Annotated in this window: 24 protein-coding genes; 5 read left to right on the top strand and 19 right to left on the bottom strand. The window is 40.0% G+C overall.

All coding sequences use genetic code 11. The annotated features are described in order from the left end of the window. Nucleotides 1-197: 197 nt before the first annotated feature. Entirely contained in the window at nucleotides 198-1139 is a 942-nt protein-coding gene (manA, locus tag ACWPVZ_RS08690; protein WP_454381837.1) for a mannose-6-phosphate isomerase, class I, read from the bottom strand. A 374-nt stretch (nucleotides 1140-1513) separates the two neighbouring features. Between manA and ACWPVZ_RS08695 the strand changes: the two genes are divergently transcribed. From ACWPVZ_RS08695 to ACWPVZ_RS08705, 3 genes are all read left to right on the top strand, one after another. Next, entirely contained in the window at nucleotides 1514-1966 is a 453-nt protein-coding gene (locus ACWPVZ_RS08695) for a DUF3290 family protein (protein ID WP_002885310.1), read from the top strand. Continuing rightward, nucleotides 1963-2595 (top strand): DUF421 domain-containing protein, encoded by a 633-nt coding sequence (locus tag ACWPVZ_RS08700; RefSeq protein WP_002885232.1) that lies wholly within the window; start codon nucleotides 1963-1965, stop codon nucleotides 2593-2595. Before ACWPVZ_RS08695 ends, ACWPVZ_RS08700 begins: the two co-directional genes overlap by 4 nt. Nucleotides 2596-2661: 66 nt before the next feature. Beyond that, the gene (locus ACWPVZ_RS08705; RefSeq protein ID WP_118189262.1) at nucleotides 2662-2856 is read left to right on the top strand and encodes a CsbD family protein; all 195 of its coding nucleotides are present in this window, start codon (nucleotides 2662-2664) and stop codon (nucleotides 2854-2856) included. 56 nt (nucleotides 2857-2912) lie between these two features. Here ACWPVZ_RS08705 and ACWPVZ_RS08710 read toward each other — a convergent pair whose 3' ends face one another. From ACWPVZ_RS08710 to ACWPVZ_RS08720, 3 genes are all read right to left on the bottom strand, one after another. After that, nucleotides 2913-5555, bottom strand: a complete 2643-nt coding sequence (locus ACWPVZ_RS08710) for a carbohydrate-binding domain-containing protein (protein ID WP_454381838.1) — start codon at nucleotides 5553-5555, stop codon at nucleotides 2913-2915. Between the two features lie 121 nt (nucleotides 5556-5676). Beyond that, complete coding sequence (locus ACWPVZ_RS08715; protein WP_454381839.1) at nucleotides 5677-6120, bottom strand: ASCH domain-containing protein; 444 nt, start codon at nucleotides 6118-6120, stop codon at nucleotides 5677-5679. A gap of 74 nt (nucleotides 6121-6194) precedes the next feature. Further along, complete coding sequence (locus tag ACWPVZ_RS08720; protein ID WP_343086407.1) at nucleotides 6195-7580, bottom strand: amino acid permease; 1386 nt, start codon at nucleotides 7578-7580, stop codon at nucleotides 6195-6197. Between the two features lie 326 nt (nucleotides 7581-7906). On the opposite strand from ACWPVZ_RS08720, the gene ACWPVZ_RS08725 reads away from it, so the two are divergent. Further along, entirely contained in the window at nucleotides 7907-11050 is a 3144-nt protein-coding gene (locus ACWPVZ_RS08725) for a KxYKxGKxW signal peptide domain-containing protein (protein ID WP_454381840.1), read from the top strand. 163 nt (nucleotides 11051-11213) lie between these two features. On the opposite strand, the gene ACWPVZ_RS08730 is transcribed toward ACWPVZ_RS08725, so the two are convergent. The 5 genes from ACWPVZ_RS08730 to ACWPVZ_RS08750 form a co-directional block, all read right to left on the bottom strand. Next, nucleotides 11214-11978, bottom strand: a complete 765-nt coding sequence (locus tag ACWPVZ_RS08730) for an amino acid ABC transporter ATP-binding protein (protein WP_021143941.1) — start codon at nucleotides 11976-11978, stop codon at nucleotides 11214-11216. Nucleotides 11979-11989: 11 nt separating this feature from the next. Continuing rightward, entirely contained in the window at nucleotides 11990-12676 is a 687-nt protein-coding gene (locus tag ACWPVZ_RS08735; protein WP_004182287.1) for an amino acid ABC transporter permease, read from the bottom strand. Between the two features lie 3 nt (nucleotides 12677-12679). Then, entirely contained in the window at nucleotides 12680-13372 is a 693-nt protein-coding gene (locus ACWPVZ_RS08740) for an amino acid ABC transporter permease (protein ID WP_048790057.1), read from the bottom strand. 67 nt (nucleotides 13373-13439) lie between these two features. After that, nucleotides 13440-14306 (bottom strand): transporter substrate-binding domain-containing protein, encoded by an 867-nt coding sequence (locus ACWPVZ_RS08745; RefSeq protein ID WP_004182285.1) that lies wholly within the window; start codon nucleotides 14304-14306, stop codon nucleotides 13440-13442. An 18-nt stretch (nucleotides 14307-14324) separates the two neighbouring features. Beyond that, on the bottom strand, nucleotides 14325-15323 hold the full coding sequence (locus tag ACWPVZ_RS08750; RefSeq protein WP_084871272.1) for a uroporphyrinogen decarboxylase family protein: 999 nt from the start codon (nucleotides 15321-15323) through the stop codon (nucleotides 14325-14327). Between the two features lie 381 nt (nucleotides 15324-15704). Here ACWPVZ_RS08750 and ACWPVZ_RS08755 point away from each other — a divergent pair, with 381 nt between their 5' ends. Further along, on the top strand, nucleotides 15705-16187 hold the full coding sequence (locus tag ACWPVZ_RS08755) for a glutathione peroxidase (RefSeq protein WP_084871271.1): 483 nt from the start codon (nucleotides 15705-15707) through the stop codon (nucleotides 16185-16187). Between the two features lie 107 nt (nucleotides 16188-16294). On the opposite strand, the gene ACWPVZ_RS08760 is transcribed toward ACWPVZ_RS08755, so the two are convergent. From ACWPVZ_RS08760 to ACWPVZ_RS08805, 10 genes are all read right to left on the bottom strand, one after another. Further along, nucleotides 16295-16555, bottom strand: coding sequence for a SemiSWEET family transporter (locus ACWPVZ_RS08760; RefSeq protein ID WP_002885327.1), 261 nt, complete (start codon nucleotides 16553-16555; stop codon nucleotides 16295-16297). 295 nt (nucleotides 16556-16850) lie between these two features. Next, nucleotides 16851-17996: an FtsX-like permease family protein gene (locus ACWPVZ_RS08765; RefSeq protein WP_454381841.1), complete on the bottom strand. Its 1146-nt coding sequence runs from the start codon at nucleotides 17994-17996 to the stop codon at nucleotides 16851-16853. A 3-nt stretch (nucleotides 17997-17999) separates the two neighbouring features. Beyond that, a complete protein-coding gene (locus tag ACWPVZ_RS08770) occupies nucleotides 18000-18680 on the bottom strand; it encodes an ABC transporter ATP-binding protein (protein WP_004182281.1) in 681 nt (226 codons plus the stop codon). Continuing rightward, nucleotides 18677-19252, bottom strand: coding sequence for a TetR/AcrR family transcriptional regulator (locus tag ACWPVZ_RS08775; RefSeq protein ID WP_084871269.1), 576 nt, complete (start codon nucleotides 19250-19252; stop codon nucleotides 18677-18679). Before ACWPVZ_RS08775 ends, ACWPVZ_RS08770 begins: the two co-directional genes overlap by 4 nt. A 148-nt stretch (nucleotides 19253-19400) precedes the next feature. Beyond that, on the bottom strand, nucleotides 19401-20324 hold the full coding sequence (locus tag ACWPVZ_RS08780; protein ID WP_454381842.1) for an aldo/keto reductase: 924 nt from the start codon (nucleotides 20322-20324) through the stop codon (nucleotides 19401-19403). A 97-nt stretch (nucleotides 20325-20421) separates the two neighbouring features. Beyond that, nucleotides 20422-21636: an ABC transporter permease gene (locus tag ACWPVZ_RS08785; RefSeq protein WP_454381843.1), complete on the bottom strand. Its 1215-nt coding sequence runs from the start codon at nucleotides 21634-21636 to the stop codon at nucleotides 20422-20424. Then, entirely contained in the window at nucleotides 21633-22526 is an 894-nt protein-coding gene (locus ACWPVZ_RS08790) for an ABC transporter ATP-binding protein (protein WP_454381844.1), read from the bottom strand. The genes ACWPVZ_RS08785 and ACWPVZ_RS08790 overlap by 4 nt, the downstream gene beginning before the upstream one ends. Nucleotides 22527-22537: 11 nt before the next feature. Further along, on the bottom strand, nucleotides 22538-23338 hold the full coding sequence (locus ACWPVZ_RS08795) for a DUF3169 family protein (protein WP_454381845.1): 801 nt from the start codon (nucleotides 23336-23338) through the stop codon (nucleotides 22538-22540). Then, the gene (locus ACWPVZ_RS08800; protein WP_021143931.1) at nucleotides 23335-23544 is read right to left on the bottom strand and encodes a helix-turn-helix transcriptional regulator; all 210 of its coding nucleotides are present in this window, start codon (nucleotides 23542-23544) and stop codon (nucleotides 23335-23337) included. The genes ACWPVZ_RS08795 and ACWPVZ_RS08800 overlap by 4 nt, the downstream gene beginning before the upstream one ends. A gap of 13 nt (nucleotides 23545-23557) precedes the next feature. Next, entirely contained in the window at nucleotides 23558-23866 is a 309-nt protein-coding gene (locus ACWPVZ_RS08805) for a PH domain-containing protein (protein WP_049553591.1), read from the bottom strand. Nucleotides 23867-24166 lie beyond the last annotated feature (300 nt).

Raw genomic sequence — 24166 nt, forward strand, 5'->3', positions numbered from 1 at the left:
ACAAACAAGATCTTATGCCCCAAATAGACACAACTTGTTTATTATAATTTTAGTCAACTTATTTAGTATGACATGATTAGTTTGGAACTTCAAGCTATTGAAACGTATTTACAAAGGTTTTTAAAATTGCAAATTTTCTGTATCCTTGTACGAAAAAACTAGACAAGATTCTCATCTCGTCTAGTTTGATATTTTGATTATGGGTGACTGACAATTAGTTCAAGGTTTCCCTTAATTTGCCATGCTTCAACATCGCTAGGAAGAATAAAGTGGCTACCTTTTGCAATGTCATAATCTTGCCCATCTACTTTAAGGCTTCCTTGACCGTCAAGTACACTAAACAAACTGTAATCAGCAGTCTTTTCAAAATCAGCCTTACCTGAGATTTCCCATTTGTAAACAGCGAAGAAATCACTTGCTACTAAGAGCGTTGATTTGAGATCATCTACTTTTGTTGTGACTGGTCGACTGTTGGCTGGCTCACCGATAGTAAGCACGTCGATAGATTTTTCAAGATGGAGTTCACGCAGGTTACCTTGATCATCTTTACGGTCAAAATCATAGACACGGTAGGTCGTATCACTAGATTGTTGCGTTTCAAGAACCATGATACCTGCACCAATAGCATGCATGGTACCACTTGGCACATAGAAGAAATCTCCTGCTTTAACTGGAACCTTAGTCAAAAGATTTTCCCAATCCTTACTTTCAATTTGCTGACGTAGTTCTTCTTTTGATTTGGCGTTATGACCGTAAATGATTTCAGCGCCTGGTTCAGCAGCAATGATATACCAACACTCTGTTTTACCAAGCTCACCTTCATGTTCAAGTCCATAAGCATCATCTGGATGGACCTGCACACTAAGCCAATCATTAGCATCCAAAATCTTAGTCAAAAGTGGGAAGACAGGTTCCTTGCGATTGCCGAACAATTCACGGTGCTCTGCATAAAGAACATCTAAAGTTTGACCGGCATAACGACCATTCTTAATGGTAGAAACACCATTTGGGTGAGCAGAAATAGCCCAGTACTCTCCGACATGGTCGCTTGGAATGTCGTAGCCAAAGACATCACGCAAATGCGTACCGCCCCAGATTTTTTCTTGCATAACAGATTGTAAAAATAATGGTTCAGACATAAAAACTCCTTATATAAGAATGAATAGACTCAAAATCTATGTCTTAACATAGATGATTACTCACATCATGATAAATGAATCAGTTCCACTTTAAAGCGGATGTTCCAAAAATCACCTATAGCCAGTAAGCTCCATCATCAGCAAATCACAAACAGACTTTGACGAGTAATTACCTCAATTATAAGCATAATTTGTGAAAATATCAACAGAGTCCTTAAAGAAATCATAAGATTTTGGCTTAATGGCTGCAAGTCATTTCAATAGCAAATTTCCTTTAAGAATCCTACTCATTCCTTCATTTTTCGGATAGATTGATTGAATTTAAAGACTTTTTAACCTATAATGTTATTGATATTATGAAAGGAAATCTCTCAATGAAATTCTATTCCTATGACTATGTGCTAAGTCAGATTAGCCAACAAAACTGGGTTATGGTTGCCATTACTGCAGGACTTATTTTAGTGACCGGTGTATTTGCTTTTAAAGCCTTCAAAGAACGCCATGATACTAAGTTTCGTGAACTCTCTATTATTTCTATTTTAACCTTAGTTGCCGTGGTTCTAATTGCTATCAGTAATTTCCAAAGCAATCAATCTAACAACGACCAATTTAGAGCATCTCTTCACTTTATCGAGGTTGTGTCTAAAAATCTTGACGTTGATAAGAGCAAGGTTTATGTCAATACTTCTACTACTACAGATGGCGCTATCCTCAAAGTTGGAAACAAGTACTATCGTGCCATCTCAGGTTCAGAACCTGACAGCTACTTGCTAGAACAAATAAAACTTTACAAGTCTGATGTTGAACTCGTGGAGGTTAAAAAATGACATCTTTTTATCTTACTGTTGCAATTAAACTAGCTTTGGGGCTTATTTCACTCGTCTTTGTTATCAATTTAACAGGTAAAGGAAACCTAGCACCTAGCTCAGCTACTGACCAAGTACAGAACTTTGTTCTTGGTGCAATCCTCGGTGGTACAATTTATAGTAGTACCGTTTCAATCCTCCAATATATCGTGATTTTGATTATTTGGACGATTTTGATTTTACTTCTAAAATGGCTAATTACCAATATTCTCTTTATCAAACATTTGATTGACGGTAAACCAACTGTCATCATCAAACATGGTCAACTAGATCCTGAAGCTTGTCGCTCTAAAGGACTTTCAGCCTCTGATGTCGCTTTAAAATTACGTTCCCAAGGAATTTTTCAACTTAAAGAGGTTAAACGTGCAGTTATTGAACAGAACGGCCAATTGATTGTGGTTCGTGCGGGTGATGAAAATCCGAAATACCCAATCGTTACTGATGGGGTCATTCAAACAGAAATTCTTGATACTATTGGTAAAACGGAGGATTGGTTAAATGAAGAGCTTCAAAAAATGGGATATGACAACATTTCAGATATCTTCATCGCTGAATATGATAAAGGAAAGATTAATGTTGTCACTTATTAAACAAAATACTTGCATTACCGTTTAATATTGTCTACAATGGTCTCATCATAAAAAGGAGGTTCTATCATGGGAATCGAAGATAAATTGAATCAAGCTAAAGGTGCTCTTAAAGAGGGTGCTGGTAAACTGACTGGCGACAAAAAGACTGAAATTGAAGGTGCTGTTGAAAAAGTTGTAGCTAAAGCAAAAGATGGTTTCGAAGACGTTAAAGATAGCGTTGAAGGTGCTGTTGAAGGCCTTAAAAATAGTTTTAAAAAATAAGTAAAAAAACTGTATCTGTTCATCAGGTACAGTTTTTTTATGCTTTAAATGAGAGATTACTTACGAGAATGCTTGCTTCCCTTAAGTGCAAACGATGTTGTCATGAGTACAGCTCCTAATGCGCCTAGTCCCAAGCTACTCACATCACCAGTATTTGGTAGGCTAGATTTACTTGTTTGGTTCGTTTGTGAACTTTTATCAGACTGATTAGCCTTAGAACTTGTTTGGGTATTTTGTTTTTGTGCAAGATTCGTTTGTACGACTGGGCTTACATTTTCCTTTTGACTTGAAACTTCTCTTGGCTGACCTTTTGATGCTTCAGGAGTTTGATTTTGAGCTTGGATCTTATCCAACTTTTCAGCAGTCTCTTGACCTTCTTGTTGAGCACCACTTGTCGCATTGGTCATAGTTTGTGTCGGTTGTTCTTCTGCAGACTGGTTAGCAACTGTTGTTTGTAATTCAAGAGACGATACTTCAGGGCTTGAAGTTTTTGAAGTTGATGTACTTTGATTTGATAAGGCTGTGTTTGTCGCTGTAAGTACTGAAGCGTTGGTAGCTGGTTGACTAGCACTGTTGCTTGCTGTGGTGCTAGTATGTGTAGAGCTTGAGCTACTTGTTTGACTAGCAAAGTTTGGTGGGGTAGGACGTCCTGTATTAGTCGTTTGACTTGTTGAACTTGTAGTACTTGTGCTAGACGTATTCTCAGAACTGGCCGAACCAGATTGGCCCCATAGGGTGTTAATGCTACCAGTATTGGTAGAGCTTCCACCATAGCTAGTCGGTCCCCCATAGCCTCCGAAATTATCAGACATTGAGCTATTACCAAAACCTCCACCTGGGAAACCACCCATTCCACCTGCACCAGGACCGTTGTTTGTGCCTTCTTCAGTAGCTGTTGCAGTGGCACTTGAACCACTTGAGGTCGTGATGGTATAGGTTTCACCCGAAGTTAGACTCTCGGTACTAAAGACCACATTTCCAAATGAAGACGTCGCTGTCGTTGTGGCAATAACATTTCCAGAGCTATCAGTGACTGTAATGGTGTCCCCTGCACTACCTGAAATGTTGGCCATGATGTAAGATTGGCTTGAACCTGTTGTAAAGGCCTGAGCCATTCCTTGGTTACCAATGGCCCATACGGTACCGCCAGAGATAATACCTGTTCCATCGTAGTCGATAGCGGCATTATCTGCACTTGTCTGAGCGACATAGAGAGAACCACTTTTAACTGTCACATTCCCGTTACTGTCGATACCATCACCGTCTGCTTGGATTGTAACCGTTGCACCGTCAATATTGATGGCAACTTCATTTTCCAAGTCAGAAGTTGAGTTGGTTAGGCTTGAAGTGTCAGCACTGTCCTTGGTCGTCCACTCAGTGGCGTTAATACCGTCATCTCCAGCAGTGATGTCAACAGTTCCACCTGTCAAGTTAATATAACGTCCTTCAAGGCCTTCGTCTCCCGCCACGACCGTTACTTTAGAATTGCCTTCAACGGTTAATTCATCCGTAACTGTGATACCTTTATCAGTCGCATTAATCGTTACCGTTGAGTCGGTAATTGTCAAATCACCACTATTCACATCTGTTTCGTCTTCGACTTGAATACCATCATCAGTTGCTGTGATGTTGACTACGGCATTTTTAATGATTACAGCTGTCGTCGCATTGATGCCATCCTTGGCCTCAGAAGTCAAATCAAGCGTTACAGAGTCAACCGTTACACTATCAGCCTTAATGGCGTGCTTTTCAGTACTTGAAAGGGTCAAGCTACTTCCAGTACCACTGGTAATGGTCAATGCTCCCGCTGCTTCGATGGCATTGGCAGAGGTTGAAGAGATAGAACTGTCTGAAAGAACATTCACCGTCAATTCTGCTGAGGAATTAGAAGTGATTGAGGAATCTGTTAAGGTCACACCATCCAAGTAGATTGTAACTGGATCCGTCACACTACCAGCAACAATAATAGTATAACTTGAACCATTACCTGTTAGAGTATATGAACCTGATTGATTAATGGTAACGGTAGTGCCGTCAACTGTTACTGTGCTACTATCACTCGTTACCACAGTTGTCCCATTAAAGGTAATCGTGGTCGTCGTGCTTTCTGAATCAGCACTGCTAGACTCAGTTGTTGTTGTCTCAGACGTAGTATCTGAAGCATTGTTGGTTAAAACTGAAGCTGTCTCTGAAGCAGTCGCTTCAGTGGAGCTTGTGCTTGTATTAGTGCTACTACTTTCATCTGTAGTAGTTGTTGCCGTTTCTGAAGTTTCATTAGTTGTTGTTGCAGCATTTTCAGAAGAACTGGCTTCTGAAGTTGAAGATGTGCTTGACTGATCAGATGTTTCACTACTTGACGATGTATCTGTTGTGTCTGCTGTTGTACTTGTTGCTGACGAAGCCGTGTCGGATGTCGTAGTTGTAGTACTTGTATCAGTGTCTGTACTTGTCTCAGTAGTATTTGACGAAGATTCTGTCTGAACACTTTCTTCAATCAAATCGGCAGTGGTTTCACCCGTCGTAACCGTTGAGAGTGTTGATTCGGTGTTTGCCTCATCGGCTGAAGCCTTATTTTCATTTAAGACGACCGAGCTACCAAAAATTAAGCTCGCTACTAGGACTGAACCCGCTGTTTTCCATTTTGATGATTTTTTAATGGCGTAACGTTCTTGTGTTTGTTTCGTATCTTTGTATGTCATATGTTAGACCTCTTTCTTACTTTTGAGATGCCTCTATTAAACACAAGAAACCTAAGACAAGACTTAAAGAAAGGTTAATCTTTCCTTAAAGTAAAAAAAATCCCCAAAACTATGGGAACTTTCAATCTCTAGGATAGACCACTCTAAATTCTTCCAACACAACTAGACTGTCCTGACTAAAATGTAGTCCAACCTCATGCAACCATTTGCTAAAGAGGTTTTCATGAAGCTTTTGCCAGTAAGCTAGGGTTCGATCTCCTTCACCTTCCTTGTAGGCATGGTTTTCAGAAACCTCTTTAAATGGGATGACCTCAACTTTCGTCGTTTCAATAATACAAATAGCATTCTCCTTACTATCAAGAATGACGCTCAGTTCATTTTCCTTGGGCAATGGTTCATTCCCCACTGCATACAAGTCAAAAGCTGAACTGGTTGCTGTCTTTTGCCCCATCAATACGAGCTCTGCCAAATAATCTGCTTCCACGCCAAAGGCCCAGGCATCAATCTTATCTCCGATTGTCTGATTTAAAATCTTATAGGCTTGCCACATCTGGTCTGATTTCATCAATCTACTCCTGCTTTTACTTTCCTTCCATTATATCAAAAAATGATAGGCCAGATGGCACTATCATTTTCATCTTAATACTTAGAATGTTTGTAACCGTAAAAGGCATAGATAACTGAACCGATTAGCACTGCCAAACCAAAGGCTAACCATGTCTGCCAACTGTACTGACTCATAAAGGAGAGACAGACGATAATTGAGATAATTGGTAAGACCGGAACAAATGGAACCTTGAACTCGTCCTTCTGTGGCAAGCCCTTGTCCTTACGAAGAATAATGAGAGCAATAGCCAAGAGAACTAAGTAAGCCAAGGTCGCAATGTTAACCAAGGATGCCATGTTGGCCAAGGAGAAAATTCCTGCTGAGATAGCTGACAATACGCCTGTCAAAAGTGTCGCATGATGTGGAACCTTATTAGTCTTTGAAACCTTTTGGAAGGTTTGGGGAAGGAAACCATCACGCGCCAGGCTATAAACCATACGACTAAGGGCATAGGCCATTGAAATACATACCGTAATCAAGGTCATAATAGCAACGACAGAGACGTAGTTGGCTGCCCAAGAAATACCGATATAGCGAAGGGCATAAGCCACAGCATCGTCGACATTCAACTTGGTATAGTGAACCACTCCTGTCAAGACCAGCGAAACCACTACATAAAGTGAAGCCACGATAATCAAGGCAAGAACAATACCTCGAGGAACGTTCTTTTGCGGCTCTTTAATTTCGTCTACTGTCATAGAGATAGACTCGAAACCAAGGAATCCAAAGAACATGAGAGAGGCACCAGCCATAATCCCAGTTTTTCCTCCGTAAATCTGACCAAAGCCAAATGGCGCAAAATCAGCCCAGTTGCTAGGATTCAAATGGAAGAGGCCCACTAAGATAAAGACCGCCAAGGCTGAAAACTTGAGCACTACCAAGAGAGAGTTCAAACGTAAAGCCTGCTTAGAATTCATAAGAAGAAGGGCTGTCACCAAGACCAAAACCAAGACTGGCAAGAGGTCAATGTAAGTGCCTTGGCTGGGATTAAAAGGCCCACTGATGGCTTGAGGTAACTTAAGACCAAAGCTAGCCAGTAGCCCCTTGAGATAGGCACCCCAACCAGAGGCAACACTGGATACGGCATTCATAAAGACAATCATGGTCAACCAGCCACCCATCCAGGCAGGATACTCCCCCCAGACAGCATAGAGATAACCGTAGACACCACCGGCTGATGGGTAACGTGAGGCAAACTCAGCAAAGAAAATCGCTGACATCCCAACACACACGGCTGAAATCAAGACTGAAATAATCAGGGCAGGACCAGCCAGAGTCGATGCTGCGGTACCAGTAATCGTAAAGATTCCTGTACCAACCATGGCACCGATTCCCAGCAGGACCACATCCCTAAGGGTCAGATGCCGTTTCATCTCAGTCTGAGCGAGACCGACATCCTTTTTACGAAAAATACTCATTTTTATACTCCATTTTTTGCGAAATACCGAACTATTATACCATATTTCTTGGTCTAAATGGACCTTTTTCTGTATTTTTATACTTTTATTGGGGAATGCTATGTTGAAGATGGGGACTTCCAGTGCTTACTTTTTAATTTTCCATACATCTCGATTAAAAGAAGCTTGCTAAAGTAGTCCTTTAGCATTCTTTTTTGTTTCTCAAATCCTTATCTGGAAAGAATTTTCAATTTTTAGAAAAAAACATGAAAATCTTATGAATGCGTTTGATTCTTCTAATGAAAGATGTTAGAATGGGGTCATTAAAAAGGAAAAGGGGAACTTTTATGGAAAATAAAGTTCATTTTAAACTTCATAAAGTGAAAAAACAATGGGTTACCATTGCCGTATTTGGTTTGGCACTTGGTGCCTCATTGATTGGAGTTGGTGTCTCTGCCGACGAACAAGCTGCGAATCAAGTCACCTCAGCAAGCACACCTGAGAGCGTCAGCCAAGATCCTGATTTTGTCGTCACAGAAACAACTGTAGCTACGACAAAAGCTGATCAAGTCGCAACCAATAATGCAGCTGATACAACTGCTACTGTTACAACGGAAAAGCAGCCAGTCCTTAAAGAAGATCAAGCAAGTAGCACTTACAATTTGGCTAGTGGCGAAACGAGAACTGCAACTTCAGAAACAGCTAGCACAGTCACTGAAGTAAACAGTCAAGCACCAGAATCTGTTGAAACTACTGTCGTTTCTGGCGGTCAATTCAAGAGTGATGCTGAAGGCAACTGGTACTACCTTAAAGACGGGAAAAATCTGACAGGTGCCCAAAACGTTGACCATTTCGACCTTTATTTCCACGAGGATGGAAAGCAAGCCAAAGGTGAGATTATCACTGAAAATGGACAATCTTTCTACTATGACAAAGTCAATGGACGTAAGGTAACCAATACCTCTATCAACATCGATGGTCAAGCCTACAATGCTGATGCCCAAGGTCGTTTGACAGCAGTTCTCCCTGAAACGAACAAACGCAACCAGTTTATCGAAGATAATAACCACAACTGGTATTACCTCGGCAAAGATGGGAAACCCGTCACTGGTGCTCAGAACATCGATGGCTTTAACCTCTACTTCCACGAAGATGGTCGACAAGCTAAAAACGAAATCGTTACTATTAATGGTGATAGCTACTATTTCGATAAAGACAATGGACGTCGTGTGACAGGTCGCCGATATCTTGATTATGCAAACCATAAATACTTTGGTTACTACTACTTCGATAAAGATGGCAAGATGGTAAAAGATGACTTTGTTACCGAGAATGGTAATCTTTACTACTTCGACGCTACTGGTAATCAACCTAATTTTGTCTTTGTTTCGGATAAAGCTGGGAATTGGTATTACATGAGTGACTTCAAAGCAACTAAAGGCTTCTCAGCCCCATTTGGTTTCCAAACCGAATTCCTAGATCGTAGCCAAGCTGACTACAAGACAAGTGTTCAAAACCTAAACGGTCAACAGTATTACTTTGATCCTAAGACTGGTATCATGGTAACCAATCGTTATGTTTCTGATGATAAAGGGAATTGGTATTACTTTGGTAAAGATGGTAAAGCGCTTCACGGTTTTCAAACGGTGGACGGCAACCTTCACTACTTCAATAATAATGGACAACAAGTCAAAGGGAACTTCCTTTACTACGATAACGATATCTACTATCTAGATAAAGATAATGGAAATCCAGTAACTAACCAATTCGTTAATAGAGATAACTCTTGGTACTACTTCGGATCTGATGGTAAAGCCGTGTCTGGTTTCCAAACCATTAACGGTCAGAACCTTTATTTCCACGAATATGGTGTCCAAGCCAAGGGACAACTGGTTACCATTGACGGCAAAACCTACTACTTCGATCCAAATACAGGTGACAAGTGGGTTAATCGCTCACTTACCTTAAACGGTACGGTCTATAACTTTGATAGCAATGGTGTGGCGACTCTTAAAACTGCTCAAACCTCAAATCGAAACCAATTTGTTCAAGGTAGCGATCAAGAATGGTACTACTATGATGCTAATGGTAAAAAGGTCACTGGTTTCCAAACCATTAACAAGGACCTCTACTACTTTAACGATAAGGGCCAACAAGTCCGAGGTGCTTTCTTTACCCTAGGTGATAACCAGTATTTCGCTAACAGCGAAACTGGTGCTGTTCTTCGCAATGCCTTTTATCATGATACATCCACTGACCATTACGGTGACTTCTCTGAAACTATCTACTACGCAGGAAGTGATGGTGCCTTCAAGACAGGTTGGTTTGAAGTTGATGGCAACCGTTACTATGGTAGCGACTATTCTGATAATGATGCCTTTAAAGGAAGTCTCTACACAGGAGTCGTCAACTCCCAGCTCTTTAGCCCAGATGGAAAACTCTTGACAAACGGTCTCTATCCTGAATTCAAGCGTACTGGTGAAAATGCTTATGACCTTGAAGGCGTTTATATCACAGATTCCGATGGTAAAATCAAAGAAGGTCCTTATCAATATGATGGTAAGATTATTGGATCTAAATATAGTAACGTCCGCCAATCCCAATGGTCAACTTTTGACGAATGGGACATTCTTAACGGACACCTCTACCATTTCGACTCTACACCAATGACCTTCACAGCACCAAATGGTCAAAAAGTGACCACAAACGTTGCCATTGCAACAACTAACAAGGCCCTTACCTATCGTGGTGTAACCTTTAATTTTGATGCCAAGGGTATTGATGCGACAAAAGAAAAAGCCATCCACTTTGACCAATTGAAGACAGATCCTAGCGGTACAAGTTATCTCTATGAAAATGGCCAAAAAGTCACTGGTTTGAAGACCTTTGATGGCGTCAGTTACTATTTCTATGAAGATGGCCGTCAAGCCAAAGGCACAGAGGTTACAATCAACGGTAAGACATACCAATTTGACCAATTGACTGGTATCATGACACGCAACGCCTTTTCAAAATCATACAACTACGAAGGTTCTCCACGTTTTCCATACTACCCAACACGCTACTATGGCAATGACGGAGCTGCTCTGACAGGTTGGCAAACCATCAACGGCAAGGACTACTACTTCCGAGATAGTGGAAACCTTGAAACAGGACGTTTTGTCATCGGAGACAGAGCCTATAATGCTGATGACAATGGTGTAGTTGCTGACCGCAAGGGTGAACCAGCTTATCGCAATCGTATTGTCTACGATAAAGGTGACAACTATTACTACAATGATAAAGGTGAGAAAGTGACCGGCTTCCAAGAAGTTGATGGTAAGGTCCTCTACTTCGACGCTGAAGGCAAACAAGTCCTAGGACGCTTCGTCACAGTCGATAACCACACCTACTATTTGGACCCTAAAACAGGTGAAAAATACACAAACCGCTCTGTTCTCATCGACGGTAAACTCTATACCTTCGACAAAGACGGACATGTCGTGTCATAATATGGGATGAAACCGAGACGAAAGTCTTGGTTTTTTTGTGGGAGTTAAGGACTATATAAACTAACATTACATATAGGAAACATAAAATAGGCTGAGAAATAACCTCAGCCTATTTTATTTATACAAGAATTATATACTCTAATTACAACTTATTAATGATGGATCAAATCATATATTCCAAATCATAACTAGCATCAGAAAGAATACGTGCCAAAAATTGTTGGGTACGTTTTTCTTTTGGTCTGTAAAAAATGTCTTTTGGACTCCCCTCTTCGATGACATGACCACCATCCATGAAAACGACATGATTAGCTACATCTCGTGCAAACCCCATCTCATGAGTCACAACTACCATTGTTGTTCCTTCATGAGCAAGTTGTTTCATGACATCCAGAACATCCCCAACTAGTTCTGGATCAAGGGCCGATGTTGGTTCATCTAACAAGATAACTTCTGGTTTTACTGCTATTGCTCTAGCTAAACCAATACGTTGTTGTTGTCCTCCTGAAAGTTGTGATGGGTAGTAATCTTTAAAATCCAGAAGACCAACTTTTTTAAGTGCTTCTTCAGCAATCTCTTGTGCTTCACTTTTGGGAACTTTCCTAGCAATCACTAAACCTTCCAAGATATTCTCAATGGCAGTCTTGTTTGCAAATAAATTGTAATGTTGAAATACAAAAGCTGTCTTCTTTCTGATATCTAAAATATCTTTCTTTGATAACTTATCCAAAGAGTAGTCCTTACCTGAAATTGTTAATTGACCTCCATCAGCTTTCTCCAAATGATTAAGGCAACGTAAGAAAGTTGTTTTTCCTGAACCTGATGGTCCCAAGATGACAACCACATCTCCCTGTTTCACTTGTAGATTGACATCAACAAGAACCTGACGATCTCCAAATGTTTTTGATATATGTTTAGCTTCTAGCATAGTGACTCCCTCTATGTAAATTGCAATTTTCTTTCTCCAAAGTTAAAGAGAACTTGAATGATACCACAAATGATTAAATATAAAATGAAGATGACAAAATAAGATTCAAAATATTGATATCCATATGCTGCTTCGACTCGTGCAATTGCGGTAATATCTTTTATCGTCATAACAAAGACAAGTGACGTTCCTTTTACAATATTGATAACTAAGTTACACAAATTTGGAAGCGCAGCCTTAAGTGCCTGTGGAAAAACGATTCTAAGATAGGCTTGTCTTGTTGTTAAACCTATGGCTTGTGCAGCTTCTAGTTGACCTTTATCAACAGTTAGTAATGCTGATCGAATGATTTCTGATAAGCTTCCTGTTGTCATCAAGCTATAGATAATAAAGGCATAGTAAAGCGGATTAACTTTGAAGACATCTATGTGACTCCCAATACCTTTAAAAAACTGATTTAACAAACTAGGGAACAAACTATAAAAGAATAAAATTAAAAGAATTGGAGGTGTTGCACGAATAAACGCAAGATAAACAATTGAAAAAGTCTTAACACCTCGTACCTTATAAATTTGACCCAAAGCGAGAAATAAAGCAGGTAGAAAACTCAATAGAATAGCCACAACCATGATTCCCAGTGTTACCGGAACACCATATAAAGCCTTGATAAAGGTATCTATAATAAAAGTAATATTCATTTTTTACCTCTCTTTTACACTCAATTGTTGCTCTGCTATCCTAGAAATCAACGATAGAATTAATGCTATTCCCCAATAAACAAAGGCAACAGCTGTATAAGTCTCTAAAGAATAATTTCCTAAATGGCGACTAATCAAAAGGTTCCCTTTGCCCATAACATCAATAAAACCAATCGTATAAGCCAAAGCTGCATCACGCATAAGGTTAAGTATAGCTGTTGTAATATTTGGTAAAGCAACCTTAAATGCTTGAGGGGCAATAATTCTTACAAAGGTTTGTTCAGAAGTAAGCCCAATACTAAGCCCGGCTTCTAATTGTCCTTTAGGAATTGCTTGATAAGCCGCTTTAAACACTTCTGATATCATTGCTGAAAATAGGAGAACCATAGTCACAAGAACAAATATCAATTTAGACCAATCATTTATATCTAATCCTAACCACCAATTAAGAAATTCTGGAACTCCGTAAAATACCAAGAATAATAGCACAATAGGTGGGGTACAGCGTAAGATAAAAACATATCCCTTAGCTAAATTCTCTAAAGCTTTATCCTTAGAAAGGCTTGCCCAAGCAATTAATCCTCCTAATAACGACCCAAGTAAAGTCGTTAATAAGATAACCAATAATGTCATCGGTAAGCCCTTTATGATTTCAGGTAATGCTCCAAAAACTTTTGAAATGTCATAATTGACCATAATTTCTCCTAACTAAACTCACTTCAGAAGCTTATCAAAACATCCTACTTTACGACGTTACAATTACTTATTTGTCTACGTATGAGAAGACATCCTCACCAAAGTATTTTTTAGATAACTTTTCAAGTGTACCGTCTTCTTTTAGTTCTTTAATTGCCTTAGTATATTCTTTTGAAAACTCTTCATTCTTACTATCACGATGCAAAAGTGGATATGTTGGAATTCCTTTATAAGGGAACCAAGTCAATTTATCTGCATATTGATGATACGCACCATCTTTATCAGTTACAGCCTTTTCAAAAGATAATTTAATATCAAAGTAAGCATCATAACGATTTTCCAAAACCCATGCATAGGCATCTGAAACTTGGAAAGATTCCGCAGATGTCAACTCGATTGGTTGATCTTTATGCTCATCGTTGTAGTCTTTGATAACATTCCACTGAGCATTTTGTGGTGAAATTGGCACCAATCGACCATTTTGTTTTGCAAAATCAGAGATATTTTTATATTTATCTTTATCATCCTTACGAATGGTAAATCCAATAATACTTGCTCCAATTGGATCTTTAGGAATAATAAACTTTTTAGCACGTTCATCTGTATACCACGCGCCCTTAGTACCAATGTCATATTTACCTGACTCTAAACCAATCAAAAGGTCATCATCACTTGTTCCAGTATATTCAAATTTGTACTGTGGAAGCTTTTTATCAATTTCCTTTAATACAGCTACCTCATAGCCATCAGAATTACCATCCTTATCAACAAAATCATAAGGAACATAGTTTTGAGTATGGGCAACCTTTAATGTTGTTACCTTTCCAGAGTCTGATTTTGCTTTTTTATCTCCTGTTAAGCTACGTCCAATAACTGTAGCCCCAATAAGTGCTACAACAACTGCTCCACCAATAATCCATGTCTTTTTACTCATATTAATCTCTCCTTTTTCTTACAAAATTGCTGCTTCACGTACCCATTCAATACGCTCATGGTTAACATCACTTGGAATCGTGCAATCAGCACCAATGATTAACCCATGGGTTCCAGTATCAGCAATAATCTCCCTAACCTTTTCTTGAATAGCTGTTTTAGTTCCAGTATATAGAAGACCATCTTTTCCATTTTCAAACCCACCAAGAACTGTGCGACCTCCAAAAATGTTACGGCCTTTTGCCAAACTAATTCCTTCAGGACCAACCGCCCAATTAATTACCTGAGCAGAATAATCTTTAAAGAGTTCGATGTTATTACGAGCCCCTTCGTAACCGCAAATATGTAGAATATTGTGACCCTTGACCTCATTAGCTGCATCTAAAACCTTTAATTCACTTGGAGAAATGATTTCCTTATAAGTCTCAGCGCTAACACGATTATCTTGAATACTTTGAACACTTAGGTAAATACCATCAGCACCAGCTTCTTTAATCACTCTCTGACTAAGACTTGCGATGTCTTCTCCAATAACATCTAAAACATGCTTCAAAGCTTCACGGTTCTCCTCAATGTAATCTGCGATAGCGTCATCTCCACCCGAAACCTTTCCAACTAACCATTTAAAATAAGTAACCGGAGCGAAGATATTGTAAATTGCAACGATATCTTCAGGAAAATCAGCAATCAAACTTTTTACAAGTTCAACTTGGGCAGAAATCCAAGGATGATTTGCACCTAAAGGTTCAATTGTTTGCAAATCACTGATTGACTTAAAGTCTTTAAAAGCAGGTTGTGGGTATGCAAAGAAACCATCACTCATCAATTTAACAAAATCGGGTTTGACTTCTTCTATAAATTTTTTATGACCAGCCTTATTTTTATCAATAATTTCTGGATTTTCAAAACCATGTAACCACTCTGCTTCAGTAGTAAAATGATGCCAAAATCCCACCGGGACACGATCAACACTTTCTCCACGAAATGCTTTCAAAACTAACTCTCTTTTTTCTGACATAAGAATCTCCTTTTCTCTTATCCTAATATCAACAGCTAATGAACATACCTAAAATACTTTCAACTCCTATTATCACTAGCTGCTTCAAAACTGAATGACATTATCTTATCAGAGATTATCACATCCGAAAAATAAAGAAATTTTATCCCTAGCCATAAATAAAATTTATGATATAGTAACCCAAATAACGTTAAAACCTATTGTTAACTTCTTTTAAGTACATATCCTTACATAGTATTATTACCGTCAGCTATAAGTAATTCTTAACGCCAATATAAAGAATTACTATCACAAACACCATTTAATCTCTATTCTTCCTGAATAACCACTTCTCTAACTAACTTTGCTATAATAGTCTCAACTAAGCCAAAGGAGTTTTTTATGACAACCTTATACGATTTTACAGTTTCAGATCAAGCTGACCAGCCCGTATCCCTAAATGATTATAAGGGCAAGGTCGTCTTAATCGTCAATACAGCAACAGGTTGTGGTTTGACGCCACAGTATCAAGGTTTGCAGGAACTTTATGACAAATACAAAGACCAGGGTTTCGAGATTCTTGATTTTCCTTGTAATCAATTTATGGGGCAGGCCCCTGGTAGTGCTGAAGAAATCAATACCTTCTGCACCCTCAATTACCATACTACCTTCCCTCGTTTTGCCAAAATCAAGGTCAATGGTAAGGAAGCAGAACCACTTTTTGATTGGCTAAAACAAGAAAAATCTGGACCGCTTGGGGCTAGAATCGAATGGAACTTTGCTAAGTTTTTGATTAACCGTGAAGGTCAAGTCGTCGAACGCTTTTCTTCCAAAACTGAACCACTAAAAATGGAAGATGCTATCAAGGCTCTTCTTAGTAACTAAAAACAAAAAACGAGAGTGAAACTAGAACGACAATCTTTAACTGTCGCTAGTTCTGCTCTCGTTTTCTGCGTTAAGAAAAAAAGTATAGAAAGAAATTTTGCTTTATTTTAGAACAAAGCTGTCAATGCTGTAATTAAACCAAAGATAATACCTGGTGCATTGGCCGCAGCAAGGGGAAGGTCACGTTCTTTTTTAAAGAGACCATAGTAAACCCAAAGGCTACAGTTGACTGCAGCTACCAATGGTTGGATAAAGTTTCCTTTATGACCAGACAAATTGTCCATGATTTGTGGTACGTATGATACATACATCATAACTGACATGAAGGTTGCCACCCAACCAAGGGTTTTCATTTGTTTATCTGACATTCGAGACTCCTCTTTCATAAAATTCTATTTGCCTTATACATCTAGAAATATTTCAAGACATGTTTTAATGCACTAAAATTAAAACAGTGTCTATCTTACGCTTTAACAATAGAGAATGCAAGAATTTCGGGACAATGTTAAGAAGATGTAAACTATCACAAGATTGTGATAGTGCATTTAGTCTCTTATGTAGCGTTTTCATAAGAGAAAAAGACCTCTTTAAGAGGTCTAAAGTCAATGAATCTTCTATTTTTTCTCATTAAAAAACACTGATATTAAGGATTACTGTCATAAATCATTCAGCTAAAAGTACTTCTTTGATGGTTTGCTTTTGGAGTTTTCTGTTGGATAGATAAAACAGGCTTTCATAAACCACAGCAAAGCCAATCAAGGTCCAGAAGCAAACATTCCAATCAAAGCTATGCTCAATCTTTTCAGGAACTGTATCTTTGATTACACCAATCAAGATTTCCATGATGCCATATTGATAAACCGTCCCAAGAACAAATCCTAAATAGGCCCAAAAACGATAGGGAGCGAGAATATGATTTTGGCATTCACGATTGGTGTAGCCAAAAGCCTTCATCAAGGCTAAGGTTTCGCGACTTTCTGAGACGACAATCCCCAATGACAAAAAGAGAATCGAGAAAGAAAGAATTAAGCCAATCATAATCATCATGGTTTGGATGATGTCATCTGTGTAATCTCTTAAGCCAAAGGACAATTGAACCATGGCTGCAAAACACATGGAGCCAAAGACCACAAAGAACAAGATAGATTTTCTCCCCCAAATCAGTGACGAAGACAGCTCTTTTAAGAAGGATTTGTCTTTCTTGAAAGCCCTCTTTCTCCTTTTGACCTTGATCGGACTTGGGGACTTTTTCAATAAGCGAAGAGCCGGCGTTTGTAGTTGTCTTCTAGCATAACCAATCGCGAGAAGCATAAAAAATGCCGTTGGAAGGATCACCAAAGCAAGCAAAAGCTGCCAGTGAAAGTGAATGGTAATTTCTGGCAAAATCCTCTTCTCATTACGAAAGTCGTAAAAATGTCCCATCATAAGAAAAGAAGCAAAATAGCCAAGAAGCGCCCCAGCTCCAAAACTGAGCCCAAAAGCCCAAAATCGTTTAGCCAACTGGCCATTGCTGTAGCCCAAGGCCTTTAAAATCCCTAATTGTTCCTTGTGGTCATCAACAAATTGTTTGATATAAAAACACATGAGAAGGACCGACGTCAAGGACAAGACGACTCCACTGACCATGGCCACCATCCAGGAAAGCGAAACCTGGGCATCATAGTAGGTCTGAATCATGGGATTGGTTTTCGAAATCTCCAACTGCTCGATGTCCAGGTAAAAATTCAAGAAGAGATTGGCCACAAAGACCGCACAAGCCCCAATGATACTGACGACAACTAATTTTCGAATATCTTTTACTGAAAACATAGCTTACCATCCAATCTCATAAGCAGTCTGAGGCTGATCATTGGTCACAACTTCGGTAATCTTACCACTATTGACACGAATGATGGTTCTAGCCATATCCGCAATATTTTGGTTGTGCGTCACCATGATTAAAGTGAAGCCCAGTTTTTCCTTCAGTTTCCAGATATAGTCGAGAATCTTGCGTCCTGTTTCTTCATCGAGGGCTCCCGTAGGCTCATCTAAGAAAAGAATCTCTGGCTTTTTGGCCAAGGCCCGAGCAATGGAGACTCTCTGCTGTTCCCCACCAGACAATTCACTCGGATACTTGTCCAGCTTATCGCCAAGTCCCAAATCCTCGATAATCTGCAAAAAATCATGATTGTTTGCCAGGTCAGCTCCCATCTTTACATTTTGTCTAACCGTTAGATTAGGCAATAGATAATACTGCTGGAAAATAAAGGCAATCTTCTCCCGTCTAAAGGCTGTCAATTGAGCATCCGTGAGTTGTGATAAATCTTGTCCTTGAATAAGGATATGCCCCTCGTCTACCTTTTCTAAGCCTGACAGCACATTTAAGAGAGTTGATTTCCCCGATCCAGAAGGGCCGAGGATAACCACATCATCCTGGTCTTGAATCTGCAAATCAATCCCTTTTAAAACCTTGGTTTGGCCGTAACTTTTGTGCACATTTTCTAGTTGAATCATTTCTTTCCTACCATTTCTTTGATGAGAGATTGACAAACCTCTGTCAGTAATCCAATCACTTCTTCCATGCTGAACTGATAAATACCAGAAGCAACCATCGAGGCCATCCCGTGTGAGTAGATAAATAGATGCTGGTACAAGCGACTAGCCTCCTCTACAGTCAAAGGATAGTCTGCGACAATCGAATCCAGAACCATTTGGTAACTATGATCCTTCATGGGAAGAAAATCTTGAAAACGACGAATCGGATCTTTGCTAGGATTTTGGAAAAGCAATTGAAAGAGTTGGGGCTCTTTTGAGGCGAAAAGGATATAGGCAACCCCGACAGATCGGAAAGGTTTCTCATCTTCTAAGGCCTTGCGAATATACTCCACCACCACCATCTCCGCAGCACCAATAACCTCTGCTTGTAACTCAGCCATATTAGCAAATTGCCCAAAAATGACTCTTGGTGTAGCTCCCAGTTTCTCCGCTAATGCTCTAGCTGTCAAACTAGACATGCCCTGTTCGCGTACCAATTGTAAAGCTGTCCCAATGATAGTCTCTTTACTAAATTTAACCTTGGGTGGCATAAGACTCCTTTCACGCAACGTTCGTTGCGCAACACATGTTGCCTAAAAGATATCATAAAAAGGAAAGGCTTGTCAAGAAAAAACTGAAGACCACAAAACAAAAAACCAGACTACCGATAAGAGTGTAATCTGGTTTGATAACAAGATTCTAAGGCAAATCATTTCCTGCAGCTAGGTAGATTTGGTACCATTCCTTGCGCGTTAGGGTAACTTCTGCTGCTTTCCCTGCTTCAAGGACATGTTGTGGCTTGGTCGTTCCAATGACTGCCTGCATCTTACCTGGATAGCGAAGGACCCAAGCAAGGGCGATAGCTGTCGGAGTGACTTGGTATTTTTTCGCCAAGTCATTGAGGACGTGATTGAGGTCCGCAAACTCTTCATTGCCGACAAAATTTCCCTTGAAATAGCCATGCTGGAGGACAGACCAGGCCTGAATCACCGTATCGTATAAGCGACAATACTCAAAGACACTGCCATCTCTCACGGCTGCTTTTGACCCTTCCATATTGACATGAAAACCAGCTTCAAAGCTAGGCGTAAAGGCGGCACTCAACTGCAACTGGTTGACCTTGAGAGGTTGTTTGACAGCCGTCTTAAGCAATTCCATCATCATAGGATTTTGATTGGATACCCCAAAATGACGGACCTTGCCCGCTTGCTCCAAGTGATCAAAAGCTGCTGCCACTTCTTCCGGCTCCATGAGGACATCCGGTCGGTGAAGGAGGAGACTATCTAAGCGCTCGATCTGCAGACGCTCGAGGATGCTATTGACGGAGTCCAAAATATAGTCCTTAGAAAAATCAAAATAGGTAAAGCCATCTTTGCGAATCCCACACTTGGACTGGATCCACATCTGGTCCCGAAGATCCGGACGGCGCTTGAGAACCCTCCCCAGCAAGACCTCACACTGGCCATCGCCATAGATATCTGCCAGATCAAAGGTGTTAATGCCAATCGACAAGGCTGCCTCCACCAATGCCTCCACCTCATCTTCACTCATCTGACTGATCCGCATCATCCCAAGGACAATGGTTGATAAACGCTCATTTTCAGCAAAATCAATATACTTCATCTCTGCCTCCTTTTCTGTATCTCTATTGTAGTGAAAAGGGTTTCAAAAATCAATTGAGAAATAAAAGCCCCTCAGCTGTAACTGAGAGGTTGTTTGATTAGCGATAGCTGAGAGCACGTTTGATAGTCTTCAATGGTCCGAGGTCATCGGTCTGGAGGATTAAGCTCGCGTAGATTCGAGCGGTGAGAACTGTTCCCACGATGGTAAAGAGCACCGCAATTCCTAAGGAAACCCAAGATTCAAGACTAGTCGCATAACCATTGATGGTACGGAAAGGCATGAAGAAGGTTGAGAAGAAAGGAATGTACGAACCGATCTTCAATAAGAAGACATCACCGGCACTTCCCAAGGTGGTTACCCCAAGGAAGCTAAAGATAACTAACATCATTAGTGGAGAAATCGCTTTCCCTGAATCTTCAGGTCGTGCAACTGTGGAGCCTAAGAAGGCAGAGAGCACCACATACATAAAGATCCCAAGGATAATGAAGAAGACCGTATTGAGGGAGATTGACTCTGCTAGGTGCTGGGTAATTGGAGAGTTTGGAGCGAGAAAATCCTTGACAACAGGGATATCTTCTCTAAAGATCCAAACAGCTACTAAACCAATCACATAGACAAAAATATGAGTAAAGATCACTCCGAAGAGTCCGAGCATGCGTGCGAAGAAATAGTCGGTTGCCTTGATACTAGAGAAGACCACTTCCATGATCTTGGTTCCCTTTTCACTGGCCACTTCTTGGGCTGTGATACTAGAGTAGAAGATCAAAATCATATAAAGCAACATTCCTAGACCACCTGCAACCATGGTCTGCACCATTTTTAAGCCTTCTTTTTTCTCATCAATTTTTTCTTTGAGAGAGACCTGTTGAGACAAGGCTGTGACTTGCTCTTTACTTAGATTGGCACGCGCTAGATTAATCCCTTGTTGAACTTGGCTTAATTTTGCGGCGACAAGGGTTTTCAATTCTGTTTTCATGGCTTGGTCGCCCACATAAGTGGCTTCTAGCTGGCCATCTTTTTCATCGACCGTTAGGTAAGCAGCGGCTTTTTCATCCTTGATGGCTTTTTTAGCTGCACCTTCATCTTTGTAGTCTAAGGTCAAGCCATCGGTTCCTTTGAGGCTTTCTTTGACAGCTGGCACTTCGGTCACCAAGGCCACCTGATTCTTCGCATCTGTAGAAGAATCCGTTAGATAACCGATTCCAACGCCCAACCCTAAAAAGATGAAAGGGCCCAAGACCATGAAGAGAAAACTCCATGATTTCACTTGTCTGATATAGGTTTCTTTCATTACGACAAACATCTGTTTCATACTTCTACTCCTGATTCAAGTTTAAAGATCTCATCAATAGTTGGGGCTTGGTGGTCAAAGGTCGCTAGGTAGTGGCCCTTGGTCAAGCGGTCAAATAATTCTGGACCCGCTGACGCGTCATCCAAGATCAACTTCCAAGTTCCTTGCTTGGTCATGCTGACCTTGGTCACGTGTGGCAGAGCTTCTAGCTCTTCTTTGCTAAAGTCGTTAGAGACAAAGAGGCGAGTCTTGCCATAGCTATTCCGGACCTCTTGGACAGGCCCTGAAAGGACAACCGAACCATCACGGATCATTAGGATATCATCACACAACTCTTCGACGTTGGTCATGACGTGGTCAGAAAAGATAATGGTGGCCCCACGCTCTTTTTCTTCAAAGATGACCTGCTTGAGCACTTCTGTGTTGACCGGATCCAAGCCACTAAAGGGTTCATCTAAAATGATCAATTTAGGCTCATGGATCAAGGTGATGATCAGTTGAACCTTCTGTTGGTTCCCTTTTGAGAGGCTCTTGATTTTATCAGTCAATTTTCCTTTTACTTGGAGTTTTCCCATCCAGGTCGGTAATTTTTCCTTGACCTCGGCAGTGCTCATTCCTTTTAAGGCAGCCAAATAGCGGACCTGCTCAAAAATCGTGAGTTTTGGCATGAGACTACGCTCTTCCGGCAAATAGCCAATTTCTTTGTAAGTTTCTTGCGTAATCGCTTTGCCATCTAGGCGGATCTCACCGCTGTAGTCCAAAAAACGCAGGATGCTGTGGAAAATGGTGGTTTTCCCAGCCCCATTTTTCCCAACCAAACCAAGGATATGCCCTTGTTGAGCTGTCAAATCCACTCCAAAGAGGACCTGCTTATTCCCAAAACTTTTTTCTAAATTTCTAATTTCTAACATGAATGACTCCTTTACTCTTTATAATAACGTTTGGTAATCTTGTATTGTGAAATAAGGATATAAATATAGAGAATGGATACGACCAACAAAGCCAAGAGGATATCCGTCTGGAAGGCAATTCCAATGATTAAGAGAGCAATGAGAAGGCTCGGCAAGATATAATTGCTTAACTTAACCACCACTTCGAAATTTTCCTCGTAGCCAATCTGTTTTTCAGCTTCATCCATCCTACTCATCATAAATTCCCGCACTTCCTTGGCATTGGCATTGCGAGGGATTTCCATACCATAAATCAATTTAAAAGTCTTACGATAGAGTTGGTCAGCCACAACAAACATAGCAAATAGGCTAACAAAAATATAAAACATAGTGTAACTTCCAAAGATATGCATATACGTTCCTGTCATCTTATCATCAAGAGAGTACTGTTGAGTATAAAAGATAATCACAAACATATAAGGTATCAGCAGAATCCCTTTGAAAATCGTAGCCAAGTCGTAACATTTTTTCATCTGACTTTCAAATCTATAAGCCTTCCCATCTTCTGTTTCACTCATCTTGTAATAAGATTTTCGTGACATCAAAAGTAAGGACAATACAATCGCAAAAATGATTAGAAAAAGAATGAAACTCCCTACATACAAGTCCTCTTTATCAAAAAGATTTTGCAATTCAATACTTGTTTTCGATCCAAACATGCCTGTCAAAACTCCGATGACTCCTCCGATCAAACCAGAAACTGTAATGATCCCTACATTTCTCCAAAAACGGTAACGTGGAGATCGTTCTTGTTGTTGCTTTTTCATAATCATTCCTCTTCCTCTACAAGACTAAAAACATTTTCCACAGGCTCTTTAAAAACCTGGGCGATGGTGATGGCAATAATTACAGAAGGGGTATATTCCCCTCGCTCCAAGAGACTGATGGACTGGCGCGAAACCCCTGCTAGCTTAGCTAGCTCGGATTGGTTGAGCCCATCACGCGCCCTCAGCTCTTTCAGTCGATTTTTTAAAATCATGGCTTTCGCCCCCTTATAGTTGAATACCTTGAATATCTTCGATGCGGACTAATTTGGTTTCCCTCTGTTGTTTATGATTCACACGAGTCAGTTTGACCCAATCTTCATCGATATCTATAATTTCATACTCAAATCCAACACCATCTACTGTAACAGTGGCCGTTTGGCCTTTCAATTCTTCTAAAAGTCTAGACATTTCTTTATTTCCTTTCACTTGTTTTTCTAATCGTCTGATACGTCTGTTCAATCCTTTTATCTTCTTTTCTGAGCTTGCATAAAATATAACTATAAAAGGGATAAAAAGAATCCATATGGCTCCCATAAGAATACCTCTCCTTCTTTCGTCTAAAACTATTGTAACGCTTCTTTTTATTTTTGACAAGTATCTTTGTCAAAAATAAAAAGAATATTGTCAAAATCATTGGAAATATGATATAAATAACACAACTTTTCTAACATCTTATAGCACTTCTCCTTCAAAAAAATGACTTGGAAAAATTGATATGCAAGATGCCGTTACGCAAGCGCCCGAAACCAAATAGTTTCAGATACTCGGAAATTGGGAAAATTGTCTTAGCCCGAGCCTAAAAATTTAAAATCGAGGATTCAAACTTTACTCATA

It is taken from the genome of Streptococcus sp. Marseille-Q6379, assembly GCF_965119505.1.

What these genes read in the sequence shown, in the direction of transcription:
- ACWPVZ_RS08785 (WP_454381843.1), bottom strand. Translation starts at nt 21,636, where the DNA reads ATGAAACAGATGTTTGTCGTAATGAAAGAAACCTATATCAGACAAGTG.
- ACWPVZ_RS08720 (WP_343086407.1), bottom strand. Translation starts at nt 7,580, where the DNA reads ATGAGTATTTTTCGTAAAAAGGATGTCGGTCTCGCTCAGACTGAGATG.
- ACWPVZ_RS08695 (WP_002885310.1), top strand. Translation starts at nt 1,514, where the DNA reads ATGAAATTCTATTCCTATGACTATGTGCTAAGTCAGATTAGCCAACAA.
- manA (WP_454381837.1), bottom strand. Translation starts at nt 1,139, where the DNA reads ATGTCTGAACCATTATTTTTACAATCTGTTATGCAAGAAAAAATCTGG.
- ACWPVZ_RS08780 (WP_454381842.1), bottom strand. Translation starts at nt 20,324, where the DNA reads ATGAAGTATATTGATTTTGCTGAAAATGAGCGTTTATCAACCATTGTC.
- ACWPVZ_RS08805 (WP_049553591.1), bottom strand. Translation starts at nt 23,866, where the DNA reads ATGGGAGCCATATGGATTCTTTTTATCCCTTTTATAGTTATATTTTAT.
- ACWPVZ_RS08800 (WP_021143931.1), bottom strand. Translation starts at nt 23,544, where the DNA reads ATGATTTTAAAAAATCGACTGAAAGAGCTGAGGGCGCGTGATGGGCTC.
- ACWPVZ_RS08740 (WP_048790057.1), bottom strand. Translation starts at nt 13,372, where the DNA reads ATGGTCAATTATGACATTTCAAAAGTTTTTGGAGCATTACCTGAAATC.
- ACWPVZ_RS08730 (WP_021143941.1), bottom strand. Translation starts at nt 11,978, where the DNA reads ATGCTAGAAGCTAAACATATATCAAAAACATTTGGAGATCGTCAGGTT.
- ACWPVZ_RS08755 (WP_084871271.1), top strand. Translation starts at nt 15,705, where the DNA reads ATGACAACCTTATACGATTTTACAGTTTCAGATCAAGCTGACCAGCCC.
- ACWPVZ_RS08700 (WP_002885232.1), top strand. Translation starts at nt 1,963, where the DNA reads ATGACATCTTTTTATCTTACTGTTGCAATTAAACTAGCTTTGGGGCTT.
- ACWPVZ_RS08735 (WP_004182287.1), bottom strand. Translation starts at nt 12,676, where the DNA reads ATGAATATTACTTTTATTATAGATACCTTTATCAAGGCTTTATATGGT.
- ACWPVZ_RS08760 (WP_002885327.1), bottom strand. Translation starts at nt 16,555, where the DNA reads ATGTCAGATAAACAAATGAAAACCCTTGGTTGGGTGGCAACCTTCATG.
- ACWPVZ_RS08750 (WP_084871272.1), bottom strand. Translation starts at nt 15,323, where the DNA reads ATGTCAGAAAAAAGAGAGTTAGTTTTGAAAGCATTTCGTGGAGAAAGT.
- ACWPVZ_RS08705 (WP_118189262.1), top strand. Translation starts at nt 2,662, where the DNA reads ATGGGAATCGAAGATAAATTGAATCAAGCTAAAGGTGCTCTTAAAGAG.
- ACWPVZ_RS08745 (WP_004182285.1), bottom strand. Translation starts at nt 14,306, where the DNA reads ATGAGTAAAAAGACATGGATTATTGGTGGAGCAGTTGTTGTAGCACTT.
- ACWPVZ_RS08765 (WP_454381841.1), bottom strand. Translation starts at nt 17,996, where the DNA reads ATGTTTTCAGTAAAAGATATTCGAAAATTAGTTGTCGTCAGTATCATT.
- ACWPVZ_RS08715 (WP_454381839.1), bottom strand. Translation starts at nt 6,120, where the DNA reads ATGAAATCAGACCAGATGTGGCAAGCCTATAAGATTTTAAATCAGACA.
- ACWPVZ_RS08775 (WP_084871269.1), bottom strand. Translation starts at nt 19,252, where the DNA reads ATGCCACCCAAGGTTAAATTTAGTAAAGAGACTATCATTGGGACAGCT.
- ACWPVZ_RS08770 (WP_004182281.1), bottom strand. Translation starts at nt 18,680, where the DNA reads ATGATTCAACTAGAAAATGTGCACAAAAGTTACGGCCAAACCAAGGTT.
- ACWPVZ_RS08795 (WP_454381845.1), bottom strand. Translation starts at nt 23,338, where the DNA reads ATGATTATGAAAAAGCAACAACAAGAACGATCTCCACGTTACCGTTTT.
- ACWPVZ_RS08710 (WP_454381838.1), bottom strand. Translation starts at nt 5,555, where the DNA reads ATGACATACAAAGATACGAAACAAACACAAGAACGTTACGCCATTAAA.
- ACWPVZ_RS08790 (WP_454381844.1), bottom strand. Translation starts at nt 22,526, where the DNA reads ATGTTAGAAATTAGAAATTTAGAAAAAAGTTTTGGGAATAAGCAGGTC.
- ACWPVZ_RS08725 (WP_454381840.1), top strand. Translation starts at nt 7,907, where the DNA reads ATGGAAAATAAAGTTCATTTTAAACTTCATAAAGTGAAAAAACAATGG.